Source organism: Mesorhizobium sp. WSM1293, assembly GCF_000513875.1.
Classification (GTDB): domain Bacteria; phylum Pseudomonadota; class Alphaproteobacteria; order Rhizobiales; family Rhizobiaceae; genus Mesorhizobium; species Mesorhizobium ciceri.
In genome coordinates this window covers 149,679-166,911 of record NZ_KI911319.1, presented here as the reverse complement: position 1 = coordinate 166,911, position 17,233 = coordinate 149,679, and the positions used below count along the sequence as shown (strand labels likewise).

General features: G+C 63.2%; 18 protein-coding genes. 12 read left to right on the top strand and 6 right to left on the bottom strand.

Annotated elements, in window-relative coordinates; translation table 11 throughout:
• Nucleotides 1-2 precede the first annotated feature (2 nt).
• Nucleotides 3-920 (bottom strand): pca operon transcription factor PcaQ, encoded by a 918-nt coding sequence (gene pcaQ, locus M729_RS0131070; RefSeq protein ID WP_027163885.1) that lies wholly within the window; start codon nucleotides 918-920, stop codon nucleotides 3-5.
• Between the two features lie 93 nt (nucleotides 921-1,013).
• Here pcaQ and pcaD point away from each other — a divergent pair, with 93 nt between their 5' ends.
• Genes pcaD through pobA form a run of 6 tightly spaced genes read left to right on the top strand, consistent with a single transcriptional unit; the run spans nucleotide 1,014 to nucleotide 5,826 of the window.
• Entirely contained in the window at nucleotides 1,014-1,823 is an 810-nt protein-coding gene (gene pcaD / locus M729_RS0131065) for a 3-oxoadipate enol-lactonase (RefSeq protein ID WP_027163884.1), read from the top strand.
• A complete protein-coding gene (pcaC, locus tag M729_RS0131060; RefSeq protein ID WP_027163883.1) occupies nucleotides 1,816-2,223 on the top strand; it encodes a 4-carboxymuconolactone decarboxylase in 408 nt (135 codons plus the stop codon). Before pcaD ends, pcaC begins: the two co-directional genes overlap by 8 nt.
• Entirely contained in the window at nucleotides 2,213-2,968 is a 756-nt protein-coding gene (gene pcaH, locus M729_RS0131055; RefSeq protein ID WP_027163882.1) for a protocatechuate 3,4-dioxygenase subunit beta, read from the top strand. Before pcaC ends, pcaH begins: the two co-directional genes overlap by 11 nt.
• Nucleotides 2,968-3,582 carry a protocatechuate 3,4-dioxygenase subunit alpha gene (gene pcaG / locus M729_RS0131050; RefSeq protein ID WP_013532961.1) on the top strand — a complete coding sequence of 205 codons (615 nt, stop codon included), beginning with the start codon at nucleotides 2,968-2,970 and terminating at the stop codon, nucleotides 3,580-3,582. The genes pcaH and pcaG overlap by 1 nt, the downstream gene beginning before the upstream one ends.
• A 19-nt stretch (nucleotides 3,583-3,601) precedes the next feature.
• A complete protein-coding gene (locus M729_RS0131045; protein ID WP_027163881.1) occupies nucleotides 3,602-4,654 on the top strand; it encodes a 3-carboxy-cis,cis-muconate cycloisomerase in 1,053 nt (350 codons plus the stop codon).
• Complete coding sequence (gene pobA, locus M729_RS0131040; protein WP_027163880.1) at nucleotides 4,654-5,826, top strand: 4-hydroxybenzoate 3-monooxygenase; 1,173 nt, start codon at nucleotides 4,654-4,656, stop codon at nucleotides 5,824-5,826. The genes M729_RS0131045 and pobA overlap by 1 nt, the downstream gene beginning before the upstream one ends.
• Before the next feature lie 10 nt (nucleotides 5,827-5,836).
• Here pobA and M729_RS0131035 read toward each other — a convergent pair whose 3' ends face one another.
• On the bottom strand, nucleotides 5,837-6,307 hold the full coding sequence (locus M729_RS0131035) for an NUDIX domain-containing protein (protein ID WP_027163879.1): 471 nt from the start codon (nucleotides 6,305-6,307) through the stop codon (nucleotides 5,837-5,839).
• A 173-nt stretch (nucleotides 6,308-6,480) separates the two neighbouring features.
• Between M729_RS0131035 and M729_RS0131030 the strand changes: the two genes are divergently transcribed.
• Nucleotides 6,481-7,014: a sterol desaturase family protein gene (locus M729_RS0131030; RefSeq protein WP_027163878.1), complete on the top strand. Its 534-nt coding sequence runs from the start codon at nucleotides 6,481-6,483 to the stop codon at nucleotides 7,012-7,014.
• A 19-nt stretch (nucleotides 7,015-7,033) separates the two neighbouring features.
• Here M729_RS0131030 and rsgA read toward each other — a convergent pair whose 3' ends face one another.
• Complete coding sequence (gene rsgA, locus M729_RS0131025; protein ID WP_050596389.1) at nucleotides 7,034-8,074, bottom strand: ribosome small subunit-dependent GTPase A; 1,041 nt, start codon at nucleotides 8,072-8,074, stop codon at nucleotides 7,034-7,036.
• Between the two features lie 339 nt (nucleotides 8,075-8,413).
• Between rsgA and M729_RS0131015 the strand changes: the two genes are divergently transcribed.
• A complete protein-coding gene (locus M729_RS0131015; protein ID WP_027163876.1) occupies nucleotides 8,414-9,448 on the top strand; it encodes a LacI family DNA-binding transcriptional regulator in 1,035 nt (344 codons plus the stop codon).
• Here M729_RS0131015 and M729_RS0131010 read toward each other — a convergent pair.
• From M729_RS0131010 to M729_RS0130995, 3 genes are all read right to left on the bottom strand, one after another.
• Nucleotides 9,445-10,398, bottom strand: a complete 954-nt coding sequence (locus M729_RS0131010; protein ID WP_084652783.1) for an alpha/beta hydrolase — start codon at nucleotides 10,396-10,398, stop codon at nucleotides 9,445-9,447. The genes M729_RS0131015 and M729_RS0131010 overlap by 4 nt on opposite strands.
• Before the next feature lie 10 nt (nucleotides 10,399-10,408).
• Nucleotides 10,409-11,557, bottom strand: coding sequence for a Gfo/Idh/MocA family oxidoreductase (locus M729_RS0131005; protein ID WP_027163874.1), 1,149 nt, complete (start codon nucleotides 11,555-11,557; stop codon nucleotides 10,409-10,411).
• 267 nt (nucleotides 11,558-11,824) lie between these two features.
• Complete coding sequence (locus tag M729_RS0130995) at nucleotides 11,825-12,586, bottom strand: DeoR/GlpR family DNA-binding transcription regulator (RefSeq protein WP_013532952.1); 762 nt, start codon at nucleotides 12,584-12,586, stop codon at nucleotides 11,825-11,827.
• A gap of 162 nt (nucleotides 12,587-12,748) precedes the next feature.
• On the opposite strand from M729_RS0130995, the gene M729_RS0130990 reads away from it, so the two are divergent.
• The 4 genes from M729_RS0130990 (at nucleotide 12,749) to M729_RS0130975 (ending at nucleotide 17,095) form a co-directional block, all read left to right on the top strand.
• Nucleotides 12,749-13,549 carry a class I fructose-bisphosphate aldolase gene (locus tag M729_RS0130990; RefSeq protein ID WP_023756676.1) on the top strand — a complete coding sequence of 267 codons (801 nt, stop codon included), beginning with the start codon at nucleotides 12,749-12,751 and terminating at the stop codon, nucleotides 13,547-13,549.
• Between the two features lie 3 nt (nucleotides 13,550-13,552).
• The gene (locus M729_RS0130985; RefSeq protein WP_027163873.1) at nucleotides 13,553-14,503 is read left to right on the top strand and encodes a PfkB family carbohydrate kinase; all 951 of its coding nucleotides are present in this window, start codon (nucleotides 13,553-13,555) and stop codon (nucleotides 14,501-14,503) included.
• 88 nt (nucleotides 14,504-14,591) lie between these two features.
• Nucleotides 14,592-15,737, top strand: coding sequence for an ABC transporter ATP-binding protein (locus M729_RS0130980; protein ID WP_027163872.1), 1,146 nt, complete (start codon nucleotides 14,592-14,594; stop codon nucleotides 15,735-15,737).
• Between the two features lie 110 nt (nucleotides 15,738-15,847).
• A complete protein-coding gene (locus M729_RS0130975; protein WP_027163871.1) occupies nucleotides 15,848-17,095 on the top strand; it encodes a sugar ABC transporter substrate-binding protein in 1,248 nt (415 codons plus the stop codon).
• Nucleotides 17,096-17,233: the final 138 nt, after the last annotated feature.

Below are 17,233 nucleotides of genomic sequence, written 5' to 3'. Positions count from 1 at the left end.
CATCAACTGCTTTGCCTCGCCGCTTCGCGGATGGTCTGCAGCAGGATGGAGAAGGCCGGCGAGGGCGCCGTGTCGGTCCGCATCGTCAGGCCGACCGGTCCTTTGGTTTCCTCGGTGTCGACCGGCAGGGCGACGAAGGCGCCACTGCCGAGTTCATTGGCGACGACGCCTGCCGAAATGATCCAAACCGCATCGCTCTGCCGCAGGAAGGCGCGGCCGAAGGAGTCCGAGACGGTTTCGATCTCGGTTGCCGGCGCCGTCATGCCGTTGGTGATGAACAGGCGGTCGACGAAAGGGCGGATGACCGATTCCCGTGTCGGCATCAGCGCCGGGAACTCGTCGAGCCGCGCGAACACGTCCTGTCCGGGCTCAAGCAGCGGATGTCGCGCCCGCACCACGAACAGCACCTGTTCGGAGTAGAGATGCTCGAAGAAGAAGCCGGTCATGTTCTCCGGCGCCGCCAACCGTCCGACGACGAGATCGAGCGCGCCGGTGCGCAACTGTTCGAGCAGCACCGCGTTCTCGCCGGTGACGATCTTGATCGCCGCACCGGTGCTCTCTTTGAGGAACAGGCTCATGGCAAGCGGCATCACCCGCGCCGACACCGTCGGCAGCGCGCCGATGCGGATCGGGTGCCGGTTGACCGCCCCGTCCTGCCGGACGGAATCGACACCCTGCTTGAGCGCCGTGATCGCCGTACCGGCATGGCGAAGGAAGATTTCGCCGATGCGCGTCAGTCTGATGCCGCGGCCGTCGCGTTCGACGACCGCCACCCCCAGCGCCTCTTCCAGTTCGCGCAATGTCTTGGTCACCGCCGGCGGGCTGACATGCAGGAAGTCGGCCGCCCGCGCCACGCTTCCCTGCCGCGCAACTTCAAGGAATGCCTGCAGGTGACGGAACCGGATACGGCTCTCGGACATGGATTTGATAACCCCTGAGTTAATGAAACGCCAAAAAATATCATTTTACCGAACCAAACGCCTTGTGCAATGTGAGGGCGGAGGATCGAAACCGTGCCATTCGTCACCATCGGCGGCATCACGCTGCACCATCGCCACATCAAGGCGACCGGCAATGCGCGCCCAATCATATTCATCAATTCGCTCGGCACCGACTTCCGGATCTGGGACGAAATTGTCTCGACGTTCGATGGTGAAATGCCGCTGCTGGTGTATGACAAGCGCGGCCACGGACTGTCCGACATCGGCGACATCAGGTCGATCGACGATCACGTCGATGACCTCTCGGCGCTCATCGATCATTTCGGCTTGAGCAAGGTCGTGCTGTGCGGCCTGTCGGTCGGCGGCATGATCGCGCAGGGGCTCTATGCCAGGCGGCCTGAAATCGTCGAAGGCCTGATCCTTTGCGATACGGCACACAAGATCGGCACGACAGACAGCTGGAACACACGCATCGCGACCGTCGAAAGCAAGGGCATCCAGGCGATTGCCGATGGCGTGCTCAAAGTGTGGTTCACCCCCGCCTTCCACGCGGCGCGTCAGGCCGAGCTCGACGGTTACTGGAACATGATGACGAGGCAAGCGCTTGCAGGTTACGTCGGGACTTGCGCGGCCGTTCGCGATGCCGATTTCACCGATGCTGCACGCCGCATCGCGGTGCCGACGCTCTGCGTGGCCGGCGACCAGGATGGCTCGACACCTCCCGATCTCGTCCGCTCGCTGGCCGCGCTGATCCCCGGCGCGCGCTTCGAAATGATCCGCGACGCTGGACACATTCCTTGCGTCGAACAGCCTGAAGCGCTCACCGCCCTGATCCGCGGCTTTATCGCGTCGCTTGCCCCTGGAGCAGTAACCCATGGATGAAGTCCCCGGCAACGCAACCAGATATTGCACCGGCCTCGCGGTGCGGCGCTCGGTGCTTGGTGACCGCCATGTCGACCGCGCCGAGGTCGCCGCCACCGATTTCGACCAGCCTTTCCAGGAGTTGATCACCGAGGCCGCCTGGGGAACCGTGTGGGCGCGGCCGGGCTTGACCAGGCGTGAGCGTTCGATCGTCACGCTGGCGCTGCTGGCCGCACTCGGCCATGATGAGGAGGTTGCTATGCATGTGCGCGCCACCGTCAACACCGGTGCCTCGCGCGACGATATCTGCGAGGCGTTCCTGCATGTCGCCATCTATGCCGGCGTGCCGGCCGCCAACCGTGCCTTCAGAATTGCCAAGGACGTGTTTTCGGAAATGGACGGAAGCCAGAATGACCGCTGAGTCCGGCTCGAACCGAAGGCCCGAGACCGGCGCCTTCTTCCAGCGCGACCGGACCTGGCATCCGCCTGTTCTGACACCGAATTACAAGAGCTCCGTGCTGCGCTCGCCGCAGAAGGCGCCGCTGCCGTTCGACAACACGCTGTCGGAGATTGCAGGCCCGGTCTTCGGTCACGCCATGCTCGGCAAACTCGACGCCGACCTGATCCACAATTTCGCCAGGCCCGGCGAGAGCGCGCTCGGCGAGCGCATCATCGTCCATGGCCGGGTGCTCGATGAACGCGGCGTTGGCGTACCCGGCGCGCTGCTCGAATTCTGGCAGGCCAATGCCGGCGGCCGCTACCGCCACAAGAAGGACGGCTATCTGGCGCCGCTCGACCCGAACTTTGGCGGCTGCGGGCGCGCCATAACAGGCGAGGATGGCGGCTACGCCTTTCGCACCGTCAAGCCCGGCCCCTATCCCTGGCCGAACGGGCCGAACGACTGGCGGCCCTCGCACATCCATTTCTCGGTCTTCGGCCACGGCTTTGCGCAGCGGCTGATCACGCAGATGTATTTCGAGGGTGATCCGCTGATCTGGCACTGCCCGATCGTGCGCGGCATCCCCGACAAGGCCGCCGTCGAAACGCTGATCGCCACGCTCGACATGCAGGCGACGATCCCCTTCGACGCGCGCGCCTACAAGTTCGACATCGTGCTGCGCGGGCGCCGCGCGTCGCTGTTCGAAAACAGGCTGGAGGGCAATTGATGGCCCAGTCGCTCGACCGGCTCAGGGAAAGCCCCTCGCAGACCGCCGGACCTTATGTCCATATCGGGCTGACGCCCAATTTCTGCGGCATCGGCGGCGTCTATGCGACCGACCTTGGTGCGACCATGGTCAACGACAAGACCAAGGGGGAGCGCATCGGCCTGCGCATCCGGGTGCTCGACGGTACCGGCACGCCGCTCAAGGATGCGCTGATCGAGATCTGGCAGGCAGATGCGGATGGGCTTTACAATTCGCCGGCTGAACTGCGCGGCGCGGCCGATCCGAACTTTTTCGGCTGGGGCCGTTGCCCGACCGACATGGACACCGGTCTGTGCACGTTCGAGACGATCAAGCCGGGCCGCGTGCCGTTCAGGGACGGAAGCCTGATGGCCCCGCACATCACCCTCTGGATCGTCGCGCGCGGTATCAATCTCGGCCTGCACACACGCCTGTATTTTTCCGATGAGGAAAAGGCCAATGCCGGGGATGCGATCCTGGCGCGCATCGAGCACCGCGTCCGCGTGCCGACGCTGATCGCCGAGCGCAACGGCGATATTTATGTTTTCGACATCCATCTCCAGGGGGAGAAGGAAACGGTCTTCTTCGACAGCTGATGGTCAGGAGGAGCAGGATATGACCGTATCGCCCTTCGACCATCCACTGCTCTCCGCTCTTCTCGGCGACGAGGAGGCGAACCGGCATTTTTCCGTTGAGGCGGAAATTGAGGCGATGCTTGCCTTCGAGCGGGCGCTGGCGCAAGCGGAAGCTGAAAACGGGATTATCACCAGGGATGATGCCGCCGCGATCGTGGCCGCACTTGCCACATTCCGGCCCGACACCGCCTTGCTGCGGGCTGCCGTCGCCAAAGACGGCGTCATTGTGCCGGAACTGGTACGCCAGATCAGGGCGGCGGTCGGCGAACCGCATGGCGACAAAGTGCATTTCGGCGCAACCAGCCAGGATGTCCTCGATACCGGCCTGGTGTTTCGGCTGAAGTCCGTCGTCGAGCATCTCGGCCTGCTCCTGACCGAGACCATTATACGGCTCGTCTCGCTCGGAGAGCGGTTTGGCGGCAGGGCGCTGACGGGAATGACGCGCATGCAGCCAGCCATTCCGATCAAAGCGGCCGACCGCGTCAGGACGTGGCGGGCGCCACTGCAACGGCATCAGGAAAGATTGTCGGAACAGTCGAGGCGTCTGCTGGTGGTGCAGTTCGGCGGTGCCGCCGGCACGCTGGAAAAGCTAGGCGACAAAGGTCCGGCGGTGCGCGCAGCACTAGCCGCAAAGCTCGGCCTTGGCGACGCACCGCATTGGCAGAACCAGCGTGACGCACTCGCCGATTTCGCCGGCCTGATGTCGCTGCTATCAGGCAGCCTCGGCAAATTCGGCCAGGACATCGCGCTGATGGCGCAAGGTGGAACCGAGATCGAGCTTTCCGGCGGCGGCGGCTCTTCGGCCATGCCGCACAAGCAGAACCCGGTGAAGGCCGAAGCGCTGGTGGCGCTTGCCCGCTTCAACGCCACGCAGCTTGCGGGCATGCATCACGCGCTCGTGCATGAGCAGGAGCGCTCGGGCGCTGCCTGGACGCTGGAATGGCTATTGCTGCCGCAAATGGTCATCGCGACGGCCGCGTCGCTCCGCCTTGCCGCTGAGCTGGCCGCACAGGTCGAAAGTCTCGGCCACTGATGCGCACGCAAATCGTCATCGTCGGGTCCGGACCGTCCGGCCTGCTGCTTGGGCAGCTTCTGGCCGGCATCGGCGTCGAGACGGTCATTCTGGAACGCGCGAGCCGCGAGCACGTGCTTGGCCGAGTGCGGGCAGGGGTGCTCGAACAGGGCACCGTCGAATTGCTGGAACAGGCCGGCGCGGCGGCAAGGCTGCACGCGGAAGGACTGCCGCATTCCGGCATCTCGCTCGCCTTCGACGGACGCCTGCACCGCATCGACCTCGAGGCACTGACCGGCGGCAGGCATGTCACCGTCTATGGCCAGACCGAGGTGACGCACGATTTGATGGACAAGCGCGATGCGGAGGGACTGACCACGATCTACGAGGCGGCAAATGTCGCGTTGCACGATTTCGACGGCGCCGCACCTTTCGCGACCTATGACAAGGACGGGGTCACGCATCGCATCGATTGCGACTTCATTGCCGGCTGTGACGGCTATCACGGCGTCAGCCGCAAATCGGTGCCCGAGCGTGCGCTGAAAATCTTCGAGCGGCAGTATCCGTTCGGCTGGCTCGGCGTGCTGGCCGAAGTGCCGCCGGCCGATCACGAACTGGTCTACGCCAATCACGAGCGGGGTTTTGCCCTGTGCTCGATGCGCTCGACGCATCGCAGCCGCTATTATGTGCAGTGTCCGCAGGACGATCGCGTCGAAGCCTGGCCGGACGATCGCTTCTGGGACGAGTTGCGCCGCCGCTTGCCGGAGCAGACCGCGGCAAGCGTCGTTACCGGACCATCCTTTGAAAAGTCGATCGCGCCGCTGCGCTCCTTCGTTGCCGAGCCGATGCGTTTCGGCAGGCTGTTCCTGGTCGGGGACGCCGCCCACATCGTGCCGCCGACCGGCGCCAAGGGCCTCAACCTCGCCGCCAGCGACGTGCGCTATCTCTTCGCCGGTTTTCGCGACTTCTACATCGAGAAATCATCTGTTGGCATCGACGCCTATTCCGGCAAGGCGCTGGCACGGGTCTGGAAGGCGGTGCGCTTTTCCTGGTGGATGACGACGATGCTGCACCGTTTTCCCGACACCGGCGAGTTCGGCCAGCGCATCCAGGAGGCCGAGCTCGACTATCTCGTGCAGTCGCGTGCCGCATCGACCGCGCTCGCCGAGAACTATGTCGGCCTGCCCTATTGAGGGCTGCGGATCATCCGGCGCCTTGCTGCCTGGCAAAATCCAAAAGCATCGGGCGCTGCCCCTTGAGGATTTTCACCTCGGCCTCGGGCAAGGTGAACCAGCCCGCTCTGTCGACCTCCGGGAACTCCTTCAGGGATCCTGACCTTGGCGGCCATTCCATGGTGAAAATGTTGCTCTTGATGGCGGCCACGTCGATGTCGATGGTCGCCTCGACAGACCAGGCCGAGACGATCTTGCCGCCGGGTTGTTTGTAGTCGCCGAGCCGCGCGAAGGGACCATCAACCTTGACGCCGAGCTCTTCCTCGGTCTCGCGTTGCGCTGCCGTCAACTCATCCTCGTCCTCGCCGACGAGACCCTTCGGCATCGACCAGGCGCCATCGTCCTTCTTCGCCCAGAACGGCCCGCCCGGGTGAACCAGCAACACCCTGAGATCGCCATCGCTGCGGCGATAGATCAGCAATCCCGCACTGCGTTTTGCCATTTTTGTACGTCCATTTGCGAAGCCGGCAGCCTGCCGATGGCCCTTGAATCGTTGATGCGAACCTTGCACTAGGGGATTGCGACGCTATGTCAGGCGCGTCTGCATTGCACCTCGGTCGCGAGTCCGGCAATCTGATACCATCGCTTATTTGGCGGCTCGAAGGCTAGGTGACGATGCAACTCGGTCTTATTGGCTACTATAGCGACTTCGTGGTGTATCCGCTGGTGATCGCCGTGCTGGCAGTAGCCGGGCTGCTCGAGGCTGGCGAAGAGAGTGCGCCAGGCTGGATCGGCACTGTCCTCGCCTGTCTCGGCCTCTGGACGCTGATCGAGTATGTGCTGCACAGGTTCGCTCTTCACCATATTCCTTACGTCAAGGACCTGCACGACCGTCACCATGTCGAGGAACGCAGTTCTGTGGGCACGCCAACCTGGCTCAGTCTCGGCGTGCATGCGCTGGTCGCGTTTGTGCCCGTTTGGGTGGTCTCAGATTTCGCCACCGCGAGCGCGGTGAGCTGCGGGTTGATGCTGGGATATCTGTGGTACATCAGCATCCACCACATGATCCATCACTGGCACCCGGCGCATCCGAGCTATCTCTATACGCTCAAGCGCCGTCATGCGGTGCATCACCACATCGACGAAACGGCCAATTTCGGTGTGACTTCGGCATTCTGGGATCGCGTTTTCGGCACGGCGCAGCTCTGAAGTCCTCAGTCCTCGCCGTTCAGCGCCTCTTTCCGCGACCGCCGGAAGTCTTGGCTCCGCGAGGCCCGCTCTGGACCGGCGTGTTGTTCTGGTTCTCGTCGGACAGTTTTCGCCAGCGGGCAAGGCGCTCCGGGTCGAGCGTCCCCGCCTTCAAGGCAGTCTGAACCGCGCAACCCGGCTCGTGCACATGCGTGCAGTTGCGGAACTTGCAGAGCGGTGCAAGCTCGGTGATTTCGGCAAACAGCGTGTCGATGCCGTAGCCGACATCGCTGACCTGCAGCGTCCGCATGCCCGGCGTGTCGATCACCCAGCCACCGCCGGCGATGGAATGCAGCGATCGCGACGTGGTGGTGTGGCGTCCCTTGGAATCGTGCTCGCGGATGCCCCCGGTCTGTTGCGGCGATTGCTGCGCCGATCCGGCCAGCGTGTTGACCAGCGTCGATTTGCCGACGCCGGAGGAGCCGATCAGCGCCACCGTCTGGCCGACACCGCACCAGGCAGCCAGGACGGTTGCCGCATCCGATGTGCGGGGGTTCAGCATCACCACCGGCAATCCACGCTGCAACGCCGCAGCTTGCTTCTGGTAGGTCTCGGCGTCTTCAGCGGTATCGGCCTTGGTCAGCAGGATCACCGGCGTCGTTCCGGCCTCGTTGGCCAGCGCCAGATAGCGCTCGAGCCGGGCGGGATTGAAGTCGGCATTGCACGAGGTGACGATGAACAGCGTATCGACATTGGCCGCGGCAAGCTGCGGCACCCTGCCGCCGCCCTGGGTGCGGCGTTCCAGCACCGTCTTGCGGGTCAGGCGGCGCTTCACAAGGTGTTCATGCCCATCGACCAGCACCCAGTCTCCGACGGCATAGTCACCGGTGTTCGCCTGCGCCGCCAGCGTCAGATCGACCGGCCCTGCCTGGGACAGGCCGGTCAGGCGATCGCGGTGGACGGTGGCGATCCGCGTCGGGACAAGATTGGCTTCGCCGGGCTCGAGCTGATCGCCGAAAAATTCGGTCCAGCCCAGGCTGGCGAGCGATGGCGTGGAGTGATCCGTCACGGCTTTGACCACGGCGTCACGGACATTGGACGGTATCCCTGGCAGGGGGGGCGAACGGGGTGGGGTGATTTCCAAGCCGTGTATGGGCGGCATGGCGACATTTGGCAAGCAGGCCCGTAGCCGAGGGCTGAGCGGCAAGCTTCTGCAGCCCTTCGTCGAACTGACAATGAAGTCCATGACGCCATCAGTTTTGAAGCGCTAACAAATAATTTGACGCATGGAATATTTTTGCGTTCTATTGGGAACTGTGAAAATTGACTGAATAAGTTCCGTCAAGCATTGTCGCATCCGGTCAACGGTCGCATGACTGTGGGCGGGGCCGATCGTTGGCAGGGGATCAGGAATATATCGATGGCGGAGAAGACGCACCGCACGATGGACGACTTCGCCCAGGCATGCGGCGTGTCGCGCCCGACGCTGTCCAAATATTTCGACGATCCGGCGAGCGTGAAGCCGGCGACGCGGGCGCGCATCGAAGCCGCCCTGCGTTCCTCGGACTATCAGCCGAACCTTTTCGCCCGCAATCTCAACCGCAAGCGCACCCGCAACATCGGCATCGTCGTGCCGACGATCACCGATCCTTTCTACGCCGAGATGGTCAGCCGCATCGAATTTCGCTGCCGCGACGAAGGCTACTGGCCGATCGTCATTTCCTCGCATGGCTCGCCGAAGCTGGAGGCGGAGTCGGTCAGGACGCTGCTGTCGCTGAAGGTGGCCGGCGCGATCATCGCCCCGCTCGGCCTTGCCTCCGACCGCAGTGTCTTCGACAAGCTCGGGCAGGACATTCCGATCGTCTATTTCGACACCTATATCGAGGGCGATACGCCGTTCGTCGGCAACGACAACCGGCAGAGCGTGTCGACCATCGTCGACTATCTCTGTCGCTCGGGCGAACCGCCGGTCTATCTCGACATTCCGCATGTCAACCACAACTCCGGCGAACGCCAGGAGAGCTACATCGTCGCGATGGAGACCGCCGGCTTCAAGCCGGTCGTCATCGAGGCCGCGCGCGATTACACCTGGGACTTCGAACGCATCGGCTACGAGCAGACGGAAAAAATGCTGGAGGCCGGGACCTTGCCTGGCCGCACCATCCTGTGCGCCAACGATCGTCTCGCCTTTGGCGTGATGGCGGCCGCGTACTCGCGCGGCCTGAAGGTCGGCCGCAGGCCCGATTGCGATCTGCGCGTTGCCGCCCACGACGACCATCCGCTGAGCCGCTACACCTGTCCGGCGCTGACCACCATGGCGCAGGATTTCACCGCCATGGCCGGCCGCAGCGTGGAGATCCTGCTGGCCCTGCTGGACGAGGCCGATCCGCCGAAGCAGGGCATGGCGCGCACCGTCAAGCTCGGTGCCGCCCTGGTGATGCGTAAGTCGGCCTAACCGGTCGACGTCGATCCCTCGAAGTGGCGCCAGGCCGTCACCTCCTCGACCACCGCTTGCCGGGCGGCGGGAATATGGCGTCCCATCGAGACGAAGCCATGGATCTGGCCCGGCCATTGCCGCAGGATCACAGGCACGCCCGCGGCCTGCAGGCGCGCCGCATAGGCTGCCCCTTCGTCGGCCAGGATGTCACAGCCCGCAAGCGCCACGAATGCCGGCGCGACGCCGGCAAGATCAGGCGCCAGCAAGGGCGAGACGCGCCAGTCCATGATATCGTCGGGCGTTCGCACATAATGGTCGCGGAACCATGCCATGGTCGTCGCGGTAAGGCCGAAGCCGTCGCCGAAACGCCGGTAGCTGTCCGATGTCTGCCGCGCGTCGGTGTTGGGATAGATCAGGATCTGCGTCGCAAGTGGTGGAGCGAGCCCATCGCGTGCGAGCAGCGCCAGCACTGCGGCAAGATTGCCGCCGGCGCTGTCGCCGGCAACACCAATGCGCACCTTGTCGATGCCCAGGTCGACGGCATTCTCGGCCATGAAGCGAAGTGTCGCCAGGCAATCCTCGAGCCCGGCGGGAAATTTGTGCTCCGGGGCCAGGCGATAGTCGGGGCAGACAATGACGGCGTTGCCGAGATTGGCCATCAGGCGGCAGATCTCGTCATGTGAATCGAGATTGCCGATGACCCAGCCGCCGCCATGCAGATAGAGCAGCGCCGGCGCCCCGCTCGGCAGTGCGTCGATGCCGCGATGGATGCGGACAGTGATGGGGCCGTTCGGCCCGTCGATCTGCTGTTCAAAGGTCGTCGCGACCGGCTCATGCTCACCTTGCAGCGTCGGGAACGAGGCGTTGTAGGCAGCTCGCGCCGCCGCCACGCTGCCGGTCTCGAATGGCTTGCCGCCGGCTGCACGAGCCATGTCGAGGACGCGCAGCGCATCCGGATCGAGCGTCATGATCATACCCTCAGGCCAGCAGATCGCTCGCCTCTTCCTCGGTCAGCAGGGCCGGCTGGACGACATCGCCCGCGATGGCGACCGAGCCCTGTGTTTCACCGGAGCGCAGGATAGCCTCCATGATCTCCAGTACATGCAGCGCCAGATTGCCGGAGGCGCGTGGCGTGTTGCCGGTCTGAAGCGAGCGCACCAGATCGGCGACGCCGAGCATGCGGTAATTGGCGCGATCGGGCGCCGCATAAGGCCAGTTGCGGGCGCCATAGAGTTCGCCTTCGCTGGCGAAATCCCTCCAGTCGGTGCCGCGTTTCGACAGCGACACGGTGCCGCCGAACGTGTCGGGGTCGGGCAGGCGCAGCGAGCCTTCCGTGCCGTGCAGTTCGATCGGATGGTTGGAGTGGCGAAAGACATCCCACGAGGCGCCGAAGGTGACGGTTGCGCCGGAGCGGAACTCCAGCAGCGACAGCACATTGGTCGGCGTGCCGACCTTGAATGTGGTGTTCTTGAATGGCCCTTCGGCAGTGATCAGCCGCTCCTCCTGGCCGCGCGTCGCCATCGCCATGACGCGTTCGACCGGGCCGAGCAGATTGACCAGCATGGTCAGATAGTAGGGGCCCATGTCGAACACCGGGCCACCGCCTGGCTGGTAGTAGAACTGCGGGTTGGGGTGCCAGTGCTCCATGCCGCGGCCCATCATGAAGGCGGTGCCGGTGACCGGGCGGCCGATGGCGCCGTCATCCATCAGCCGGCGGGCGCGGCGTCCGGCTGCACCAAGGAAGGTGTCGGGCGCCGAGCCGAGCAGCAGCCCGCGCGACCGCGCCTCGTCGACCAGGCGCCGTCCATCGGCGGCCGAGGTGGCGAGCGGCTTTTCGGTGAAGACGTGCTTGCCGGCCGAAAGGGCGGCAAACGAAATGTCGAAATGCGCCGCCGGAATGGTCAGGTTGAGGACGAGATCGATCTCGGGGTCGGCCAGCAGTGCATCGACGCCGAGTGCCCGTATGCCATATTCCTTCGCCCGCAGCGCCGTCATGTCGGCCGAGATATCGGCGCAGGCGCGCAACTCGATGCCGCCGAAGAGAGTGGCATTGCGCAGATAGGTCATCGAGATATTGCCGCATCCGATGACGCCGATCCCGAGTTTCGTCGTTGATATCCCGTGCATTTTCGATCGTACCTCCCAACGCGGTCACCGTCTGCCGAATCCGCCCAGAAGTAACGGATCGCCTTCGCAAAGGGCTATACAACATTTTAAATATTGACGCGCGTAAAATTTTTATACAACATGCGAAAATGCTGGCGCGATATCGGGAGGCTGCCAGTCCTGGGAGGAGAAAATGACCGACATGAAAAAACGGCCGACCGCCGATGCGGATGCCGTGGGTCATGCGCGCATCGGATATTTCCGCCGCGGCCAGGGACCTCGACGGGGTCAGGCATAGATCACCTTGGCCCCTGTCCTATCAAGCTGGCTGCGTATTGGGCCGGACAGGCCATCGTCGGTGATCACGACATCGACGCTCGACAGCGAAAAGGCCTTGGAGGTTCCGCTGACGCCCCATTTGCTCGAATCCGCAAGGAGGACAACGCGCCGGGCCATGCGCACGAGGTTTCGCTTGGTTCGCGCCATGTCTTCGTTCACGTCGACCACATCCAGTGACGAGTCAATTGCATGCGCTCCAACAAAGACCTGATGCGCTACCAAGCCGCCGAGAGCCGTGTCGGCATCGGTGATCAGCGTGCTTACCGTGTCCGGGTAGACCCGGCCGCCGATCATGTGAACGTCGAGCCCGGGCCGATGCATCAGATGCTGCACGATATTCATCGCCGTGGCCGCGACCACGACATTGCTGAGCGGCGGTAACAGCATGGCAACCTGCATCAATGTCGAGCCGCCATCGAAGATGACCGATTGGTTGTCCTCGAACAGGTCTATCGCTGCCCGGGCGATGCGTTTCTTTGCATCGAGGTTTGTTTGCATCCGCCGGGCGAACGCGGCCGTGGTCGAATCCGTGGTCCGGGTCACCGCGCCTCCGCGGGTCTTGGTCAGCAGTCCCTTGCGATCCAGTATCTCGAGGTCGGAGCGCACCGTGACTTCCGACACGCCAAAATCGTCTGACAGGTCCTTGATGCGAACCTGCCCGCTGCGTTGCACTTCACCCAGGATCGATTGGCGTCTCTGCTCTGACAACATTGGCCTGTCCTTGCCCCCATGCGCCAAGCGATCGCCCTGGCCTCGGTTCACTCTACCAAAAATAGGCGAATTCGAAAGATTTCGAAAGATTGCATTTGTTATTTCTTTCGCAAACACTGGATCCAGGATTTTGAAATCAATCAATTGGAGAGTTTTGGACTCATGAGCCTCGGAACCAAGGTGCGCCTGGCGCGCCTCTTCTCACATCCATCGGGGAATCTTTTTGGCGGCGCGGTCGACCACTTTGTCGGCTATGGCGACGTGCGCAAAGGAGGTCTTGCCGACCTGCCGGGTGCGCTTGCACGCGTCATGGTAGGCAAACCCGACTACGTCAGCATCCAGCCTGGCACCGCGCGCCATCTGTGGCCGCAATATGCGGGCAAGGCTTCCCTGGTGATCCAGGCCGGCTGCTTCACCCCAGACGATCGCATCAGTGAACTGATTGCAACGCCCGAGGATGCGGTGCGCGCCGGCGCCGATGCGTTGGCCGTGGCCATTCCGGTGCGTGGCGCGACCGAGGGAAAATACATACGCTGGCTGACCGATTCGGTGAACGCGGCGGCTCGTTACGGCATGCCGGTGGTGGCGCATATCTACCCTCGCGATTTCACCGACGGGGCAAAAATCGTCTTCACCCCCGACGAGATCGCCTATGCGGCACGCATCGGCTACGAGTCCGGCGTCGATGTGATCAAGATCGGTTACACGGGCGATTTCGAGTCGTTTCGAGAGACCGTTCGGACCTGCCCGGTGCCGGTTGTGATCGCCGGAGGTCCGAAGACCGACACGCTGCTCGGCGCCCTTCAGCAGACGGCGGACGCCATCCGTGCCGGCGCGCGCGGTGCCGTGGTGGGCCGCAATCTCTGGGGGCACGGCGATCCGGAAAAGGCAGCGATCGCCTTTCGGGGCGTCATCCATGACGGCCTTTCGGCGCAAGACGCCTTGGCGAAGGCGGGTGCCTGAACGATGCCCGCCGTCCCTTCAATCCTCGGCTTCGGAGCTATTGCGATCGACGACATCGTCTATGTCGATCAGCCGTTGTCGGCGGGCAAGGGGAAGGTTTTGCAAAGTGCCCGGGCTTTCGGGGGAAACGTCGCGACGGCACTTGCCGCCGTCGCGCGGCTCGGCGGAAGCGCCGGGTTCGTCGGATGGCTGGGCAGTGCCGCCGACGACGCCGTGTTGTGCGATCTCGTTGCGAGCGGCGTTGAAACCGCGTTCGCGCCGCGCCACCCGCACGCGCGCCCGGTGCGCTCGCGGATCACCGTCGGTTCGGATGGGGAGCGGTTCATCGCGTATGACGACGAAGCGATGCTGGGCACCGCGCCGGACTTTCCGGACGAGGTTCTCAGCCGCGCGACTGTCCTGATCGTCGACAGTTACGGGATCGAGTCGCTGGATGTCGTGGCTCGGGCTCGCGATCTCGGCCTTGCGATCCTCGGCGATGTCGAATGGAGCCACGGCCCGGCCACCGAGAGACTGATCGGGCTCTGCGACCATCTCATTCTTCCGCTCGGTTTCGCGCGGACCGCCACCGGCCGCCAGGCTCCGGCCGAGATACTCGACGCATTGTGGTTGCCGTCGCGGTCCGCCGTGGTTCTGACGGATGGCGGCAGAGGCGTCTTCTATCGCGGACGCGACGAGACAGGGCTCTGGCACCTGCCTCCGCACCGGGTTGCCGTCGTCGACTCGACCGGCGCCGGTGACTGCTTTCATGGCGCCTATGCCCTTGCATTGACGCGCGGGGCCGACACCGCAGGCCGGGTCGCATTCGCGGCCGCGGCGGCGGCCCTTTCGATAACGGGGCGGGGCGGGCGCGAGGCGCTTCCGACCGACGACCAGGTCAAGGAACTCCTGGCATCGACGAACGCGCCGTCGGCAGTCGAACTGAAATATGCGCGGCTTGATACCGGAACATAGCCTGAACTATCCGAGGAAAATTTCGCAGGTGAACGTAAGCCGAGGACAATCATAAAAATCAATGGCTTAGACTTGTGGAGGGAGGAATATGGCAGAAGTCGTTCTTGAGAATATCTGCAAGACATACGGGAACAATTTTCATGCAATCGACCAATTGAACCTGTCGGTCAAGGACGGCGAGTTCTTGATTCTCGTCGGGCCGTCCGGCTGTGGCAAATCCACCGCGTTGCGGATGATCGCGGGATTGGAGGACGTCACCAGCGGCAGCCTCCGGATCGGCGGGGTCGACGTCGTCGACATGCCGCCCAAGGATCGCGACATCGCGATGGTCTTCCAGAGCTACGCCCTCTATCCGCATATGACGGTATTCGAAAACATCGCCTTTTCGATGCGGCTGGCAGGCAAGCCGAAGGCCGAGCGCAAGAAGCGCGTGGATGAGATCGCCAAAACCCTTCAACTGACGTCTCTGCTGGATAGCAAACCCGCGAACCTTTCAGGCGGGCAGCGTCAAAGGGTCGCCATGGGCCGCGCCATGGTGCGCGAGCCGGCAGCCTTTCTCATGGACGAACCCCTTTCCAATCTGGACGCGAAACTGCGTGTTCAAATGCGCGCCGAAATCACCAGTCTGCAAAAGCAGCTTGGCGTAACGACCATATATGTGACCCACGACCAGACCGAAGCCATGACGATGGGCGACAGGGTCGCGGTGTTGAAGGGCGGCGTGCTGCAGCAGGTCGACACACCCAAGGGGCTCTATGAATCGCCGGTGAACGCCTTCGTTGCCGGTTTCATCGGGTCCCCTTCGATGAACCTTTTCGAGGCGACCCTGACGGGCGACGAACTGACGTCCGGCGCCCTGGCCATCCGGCTGCAGGATGCAGCCTTCGTGCGCAGGCCTGGCCTGAGGTCGTATGCGGGGCGCAAGGTCGTGTTCGGGATACGACCGGAGGATCTCTACGACAGCAGCCTCGAATCCGGCCGCAAGTATCAAACGATACCGGCAAGGGTAACCTCGATCGAAGAACTCGGATCCGAACATATCGTCCATCTCAACATCGACGCGGTCCGGGTGGACTCCGGCGACCCTGACGCGGTGCAGGATTTCGGCCTGGCGTCGAATGCGGTGGCGAGATTCGAACCGGTCAGCACAGTGCGCTCCAGCTCGGAAATCAGGTTGGCCCTGGATGACGCCAAGCTCCATTTCTTCGATCCCGAGACGCATCTGGCGATCTGAATATTCGCGACGAGACCCGCGGGTGAGGGTGAGGCACCTGCATAAGGAGACTTCTGAATAAGCAGACGATCGGGCGCATTGTGCGGTCGATCCTAAAGAAGGAGGAGAAAATGATGTTTCGTATAAAACCCGCGATGCTGAAAATGGCCGCGGCCGCATGGTTGCTTGGCGCAACCGGCGCCATGGCGGACACGACGCTGGAATTCACCCAATGGTGGGAGCCCGAATTGCCGGCTGGCTCGCTCAGGTCAATCATGGATGAGTTCGAGGCGGCAAACCCCGGAATCAAAGTGACGCTGGTCAGCGGCCCCTACGCCACCACGCGAGACCAGATCTCGGTTGGTGCTGCAACCGGAACGCTCAGCGACGTCGTCGGTCTCGACGGCGCCTGGGTGAACAATCTGAATGCGCAGGGCGCACTCGCCGACATGAATCCGATGATGGATGCGAGCGGTTTCGACAAGAGCCAGGTCGCGGATATCATCAAGGTGGACGGCAAGGCCGTGATGTTTCCCGTGGCTTCGTTCGTCTATCCGGTCTTCGTGAATTTGGACCTCGCCGCCAAGGCCGGCGTGACCAAGCTGCCGTCGACCCGTGCGGAGTTTCTCGAAGCCGCCAAGAAGATGACGCACGCCGACCAGAACCAGTATGGCTGGGTGCTGCCCCTGTCGCTGCAAACGCCATCTGGCGTCCAGAACGACATGATGTCGTGGGTTTGGGCTTCGGGTCAGTCGATGATGGCGAACGGCAAGCCGGACCTTGAAGGCAAGCCGGTGGTGGATATGCTCACCTTCGTCAAATCGCTCAACGACGCCGGCACCATCTCGCCCGGCATCGCCACCAAGACCGAGCAGGAAAAGGTCGAGGAGTTCGTCAACGACCGCGTCGGGATGATGATCGACTCGCTCGCGCATGTGAACCTCATCCGCAAGCGCAATCCCAAGCTGAACTTCGACCTCATCCCGGTCCCGGTCGTGGAGAACTATACCGGCAAGCGCGGCCTTCCCTATGCCTCCTGGGGCATCGGCATCTCTGCTGCGTCGAAACATCAGGAAGAGGCCTGGAAACTCGTCCAATATCTGATGAGTGAAAAGGTCAATGCCAAGCTCGTGTCGCTCGCAAACGCTTTCCCGGGCAACGTCAACGCCAAGCCCGATTTCGTGACCTCGGACAAGGCTTTCGGCAAGGCTTTTGAAATCTTCAAGACCGGTTATCTCGCCAATGAGTTCACGGGCCTGCCGGTGGCTGAAGACCTGATGACCCAGTTCGACGTGCAAGCCCAGAAGATGCTCGCCGGCGAACAGTCTCCCGAACAGGCCGCCGCCGCCGCTCAGAAAGGCTGGATGGCGAAATTCTGATCGGCCTGTTCCCGTTTGCTATCTTCGGCCGGGTGGCCTGACTTCGGGCAGGCCACCCGGCAACAACGGATCGGCAATTTGAGATGGACCTGTTTTCGAAGCTCACCTTCTCTTGAAGGCGTATCCCAAGGTTGGCAC

Coding starts and splice junctions, on each gene's coding strand:
- pcaQ (WP_027163885.1), bottom strand. CDS start 920: ATGTCCGAGAGCCGTATCCGGTTCCGTCACCTGCAGGCATTCCTTGAA.
- pcaC (WP_027163883.1), top strand. CDS start 1,816: ATGGATGAAGTCCCCGGCAACGCAACCAGATATTGCACCGGCCTCGCG.
- pcaH (WP_027163882.1), top strand. CDS start 2,213: ATGACCGCTGAGTCCGGCTCGAACCGAAGGCCCGAGACCGGCGCCTTC.
- pcaG (WP_013532961.1), top strand. CDS start 2,968: ATGGCCCAGTCGCTCGACCGGCTCAGGGAAAGCCCCTCGCAGACCGCC.
- M729_RS0131045 (WP_027163881.1), top strand. CDS start 3,602: ATGACCGTATCGCCCTTCGACCATCCACTGCTCTCCGCTCTTCTCGGC.
- pobA (WP_027163880.1), top strand. CDS start 4,654: ATGCGCACGCAAATCGTCATCGTCGGGTCCGGACCGTCCGGCCTGCTG.
- M729_RS0131035 (WP_027163879.1), bottom strand. CDS start 6,307: ATGGCAAAACGCAGTGCGGGATTGCTGATCTATCGCCGCAGCGATGGC.
- M729_RS0131030 (WP_027163878.1), top strand. CDS start 6,481: ATGCAACTCGGTCTTATTGGCTACTATAGCGACTTCGTGGTGTATCCG.
- M729_RS0131015 (WP_027163876.1), top strand. CDS start 8,414: ATGGCGGAGAAGACGCACCGCACGATGGACGACTTCGCCCAGGCATGC.
- M729_RS0131010 (WP_084652783.1), bottom strand. CDS start 10,398: ATGACGCTCGATCCGGATGCGCTGCGCGTCCTCGACATGGCTCGTGCA.
- M729_RS0131005 (WP_027163874.1), bottom strand. CDS start 11,557: ATGCACGGGATATCAACGACGAAACTCGGGATCGGCGTCATCGGATGC.
- M729_RS0130995 (WP_013532952.1), bottom strand. CDS start 12,586: ATGTTGTCAGAGCAGAGACGCCAATCGATCCTGGGTGAAGTGCAACGC.
- M729_RS0130990 (WP_023756676.1), top strand. CDS start 12,749: ATGAGCCTCGGAACCAAGGTGCGCCTGGCGCGCCTCTTCTCACATCCA.
- M729_RS0130985 (WP_027163873.1), top strand. CDS start 13,553: ATGCCCGCCGTCCCTTCAATCCTCGGCTTCGGAGCTATTGCGATCGAC.
- M729_RS0130980 (WP_027163872.1), top strand. CDS start 14,592: ATGGCAGAAGTCGTTCTTGAGAATATCTGCAAGACATACGGGAACAAT.
- M729_RS0130975 (WP_027163871.1), top strand. CDS start 15,848: ATGATGTTTCGTATAAAACCCGCGATGCTGAAAATGGCCGCGGCCGCA.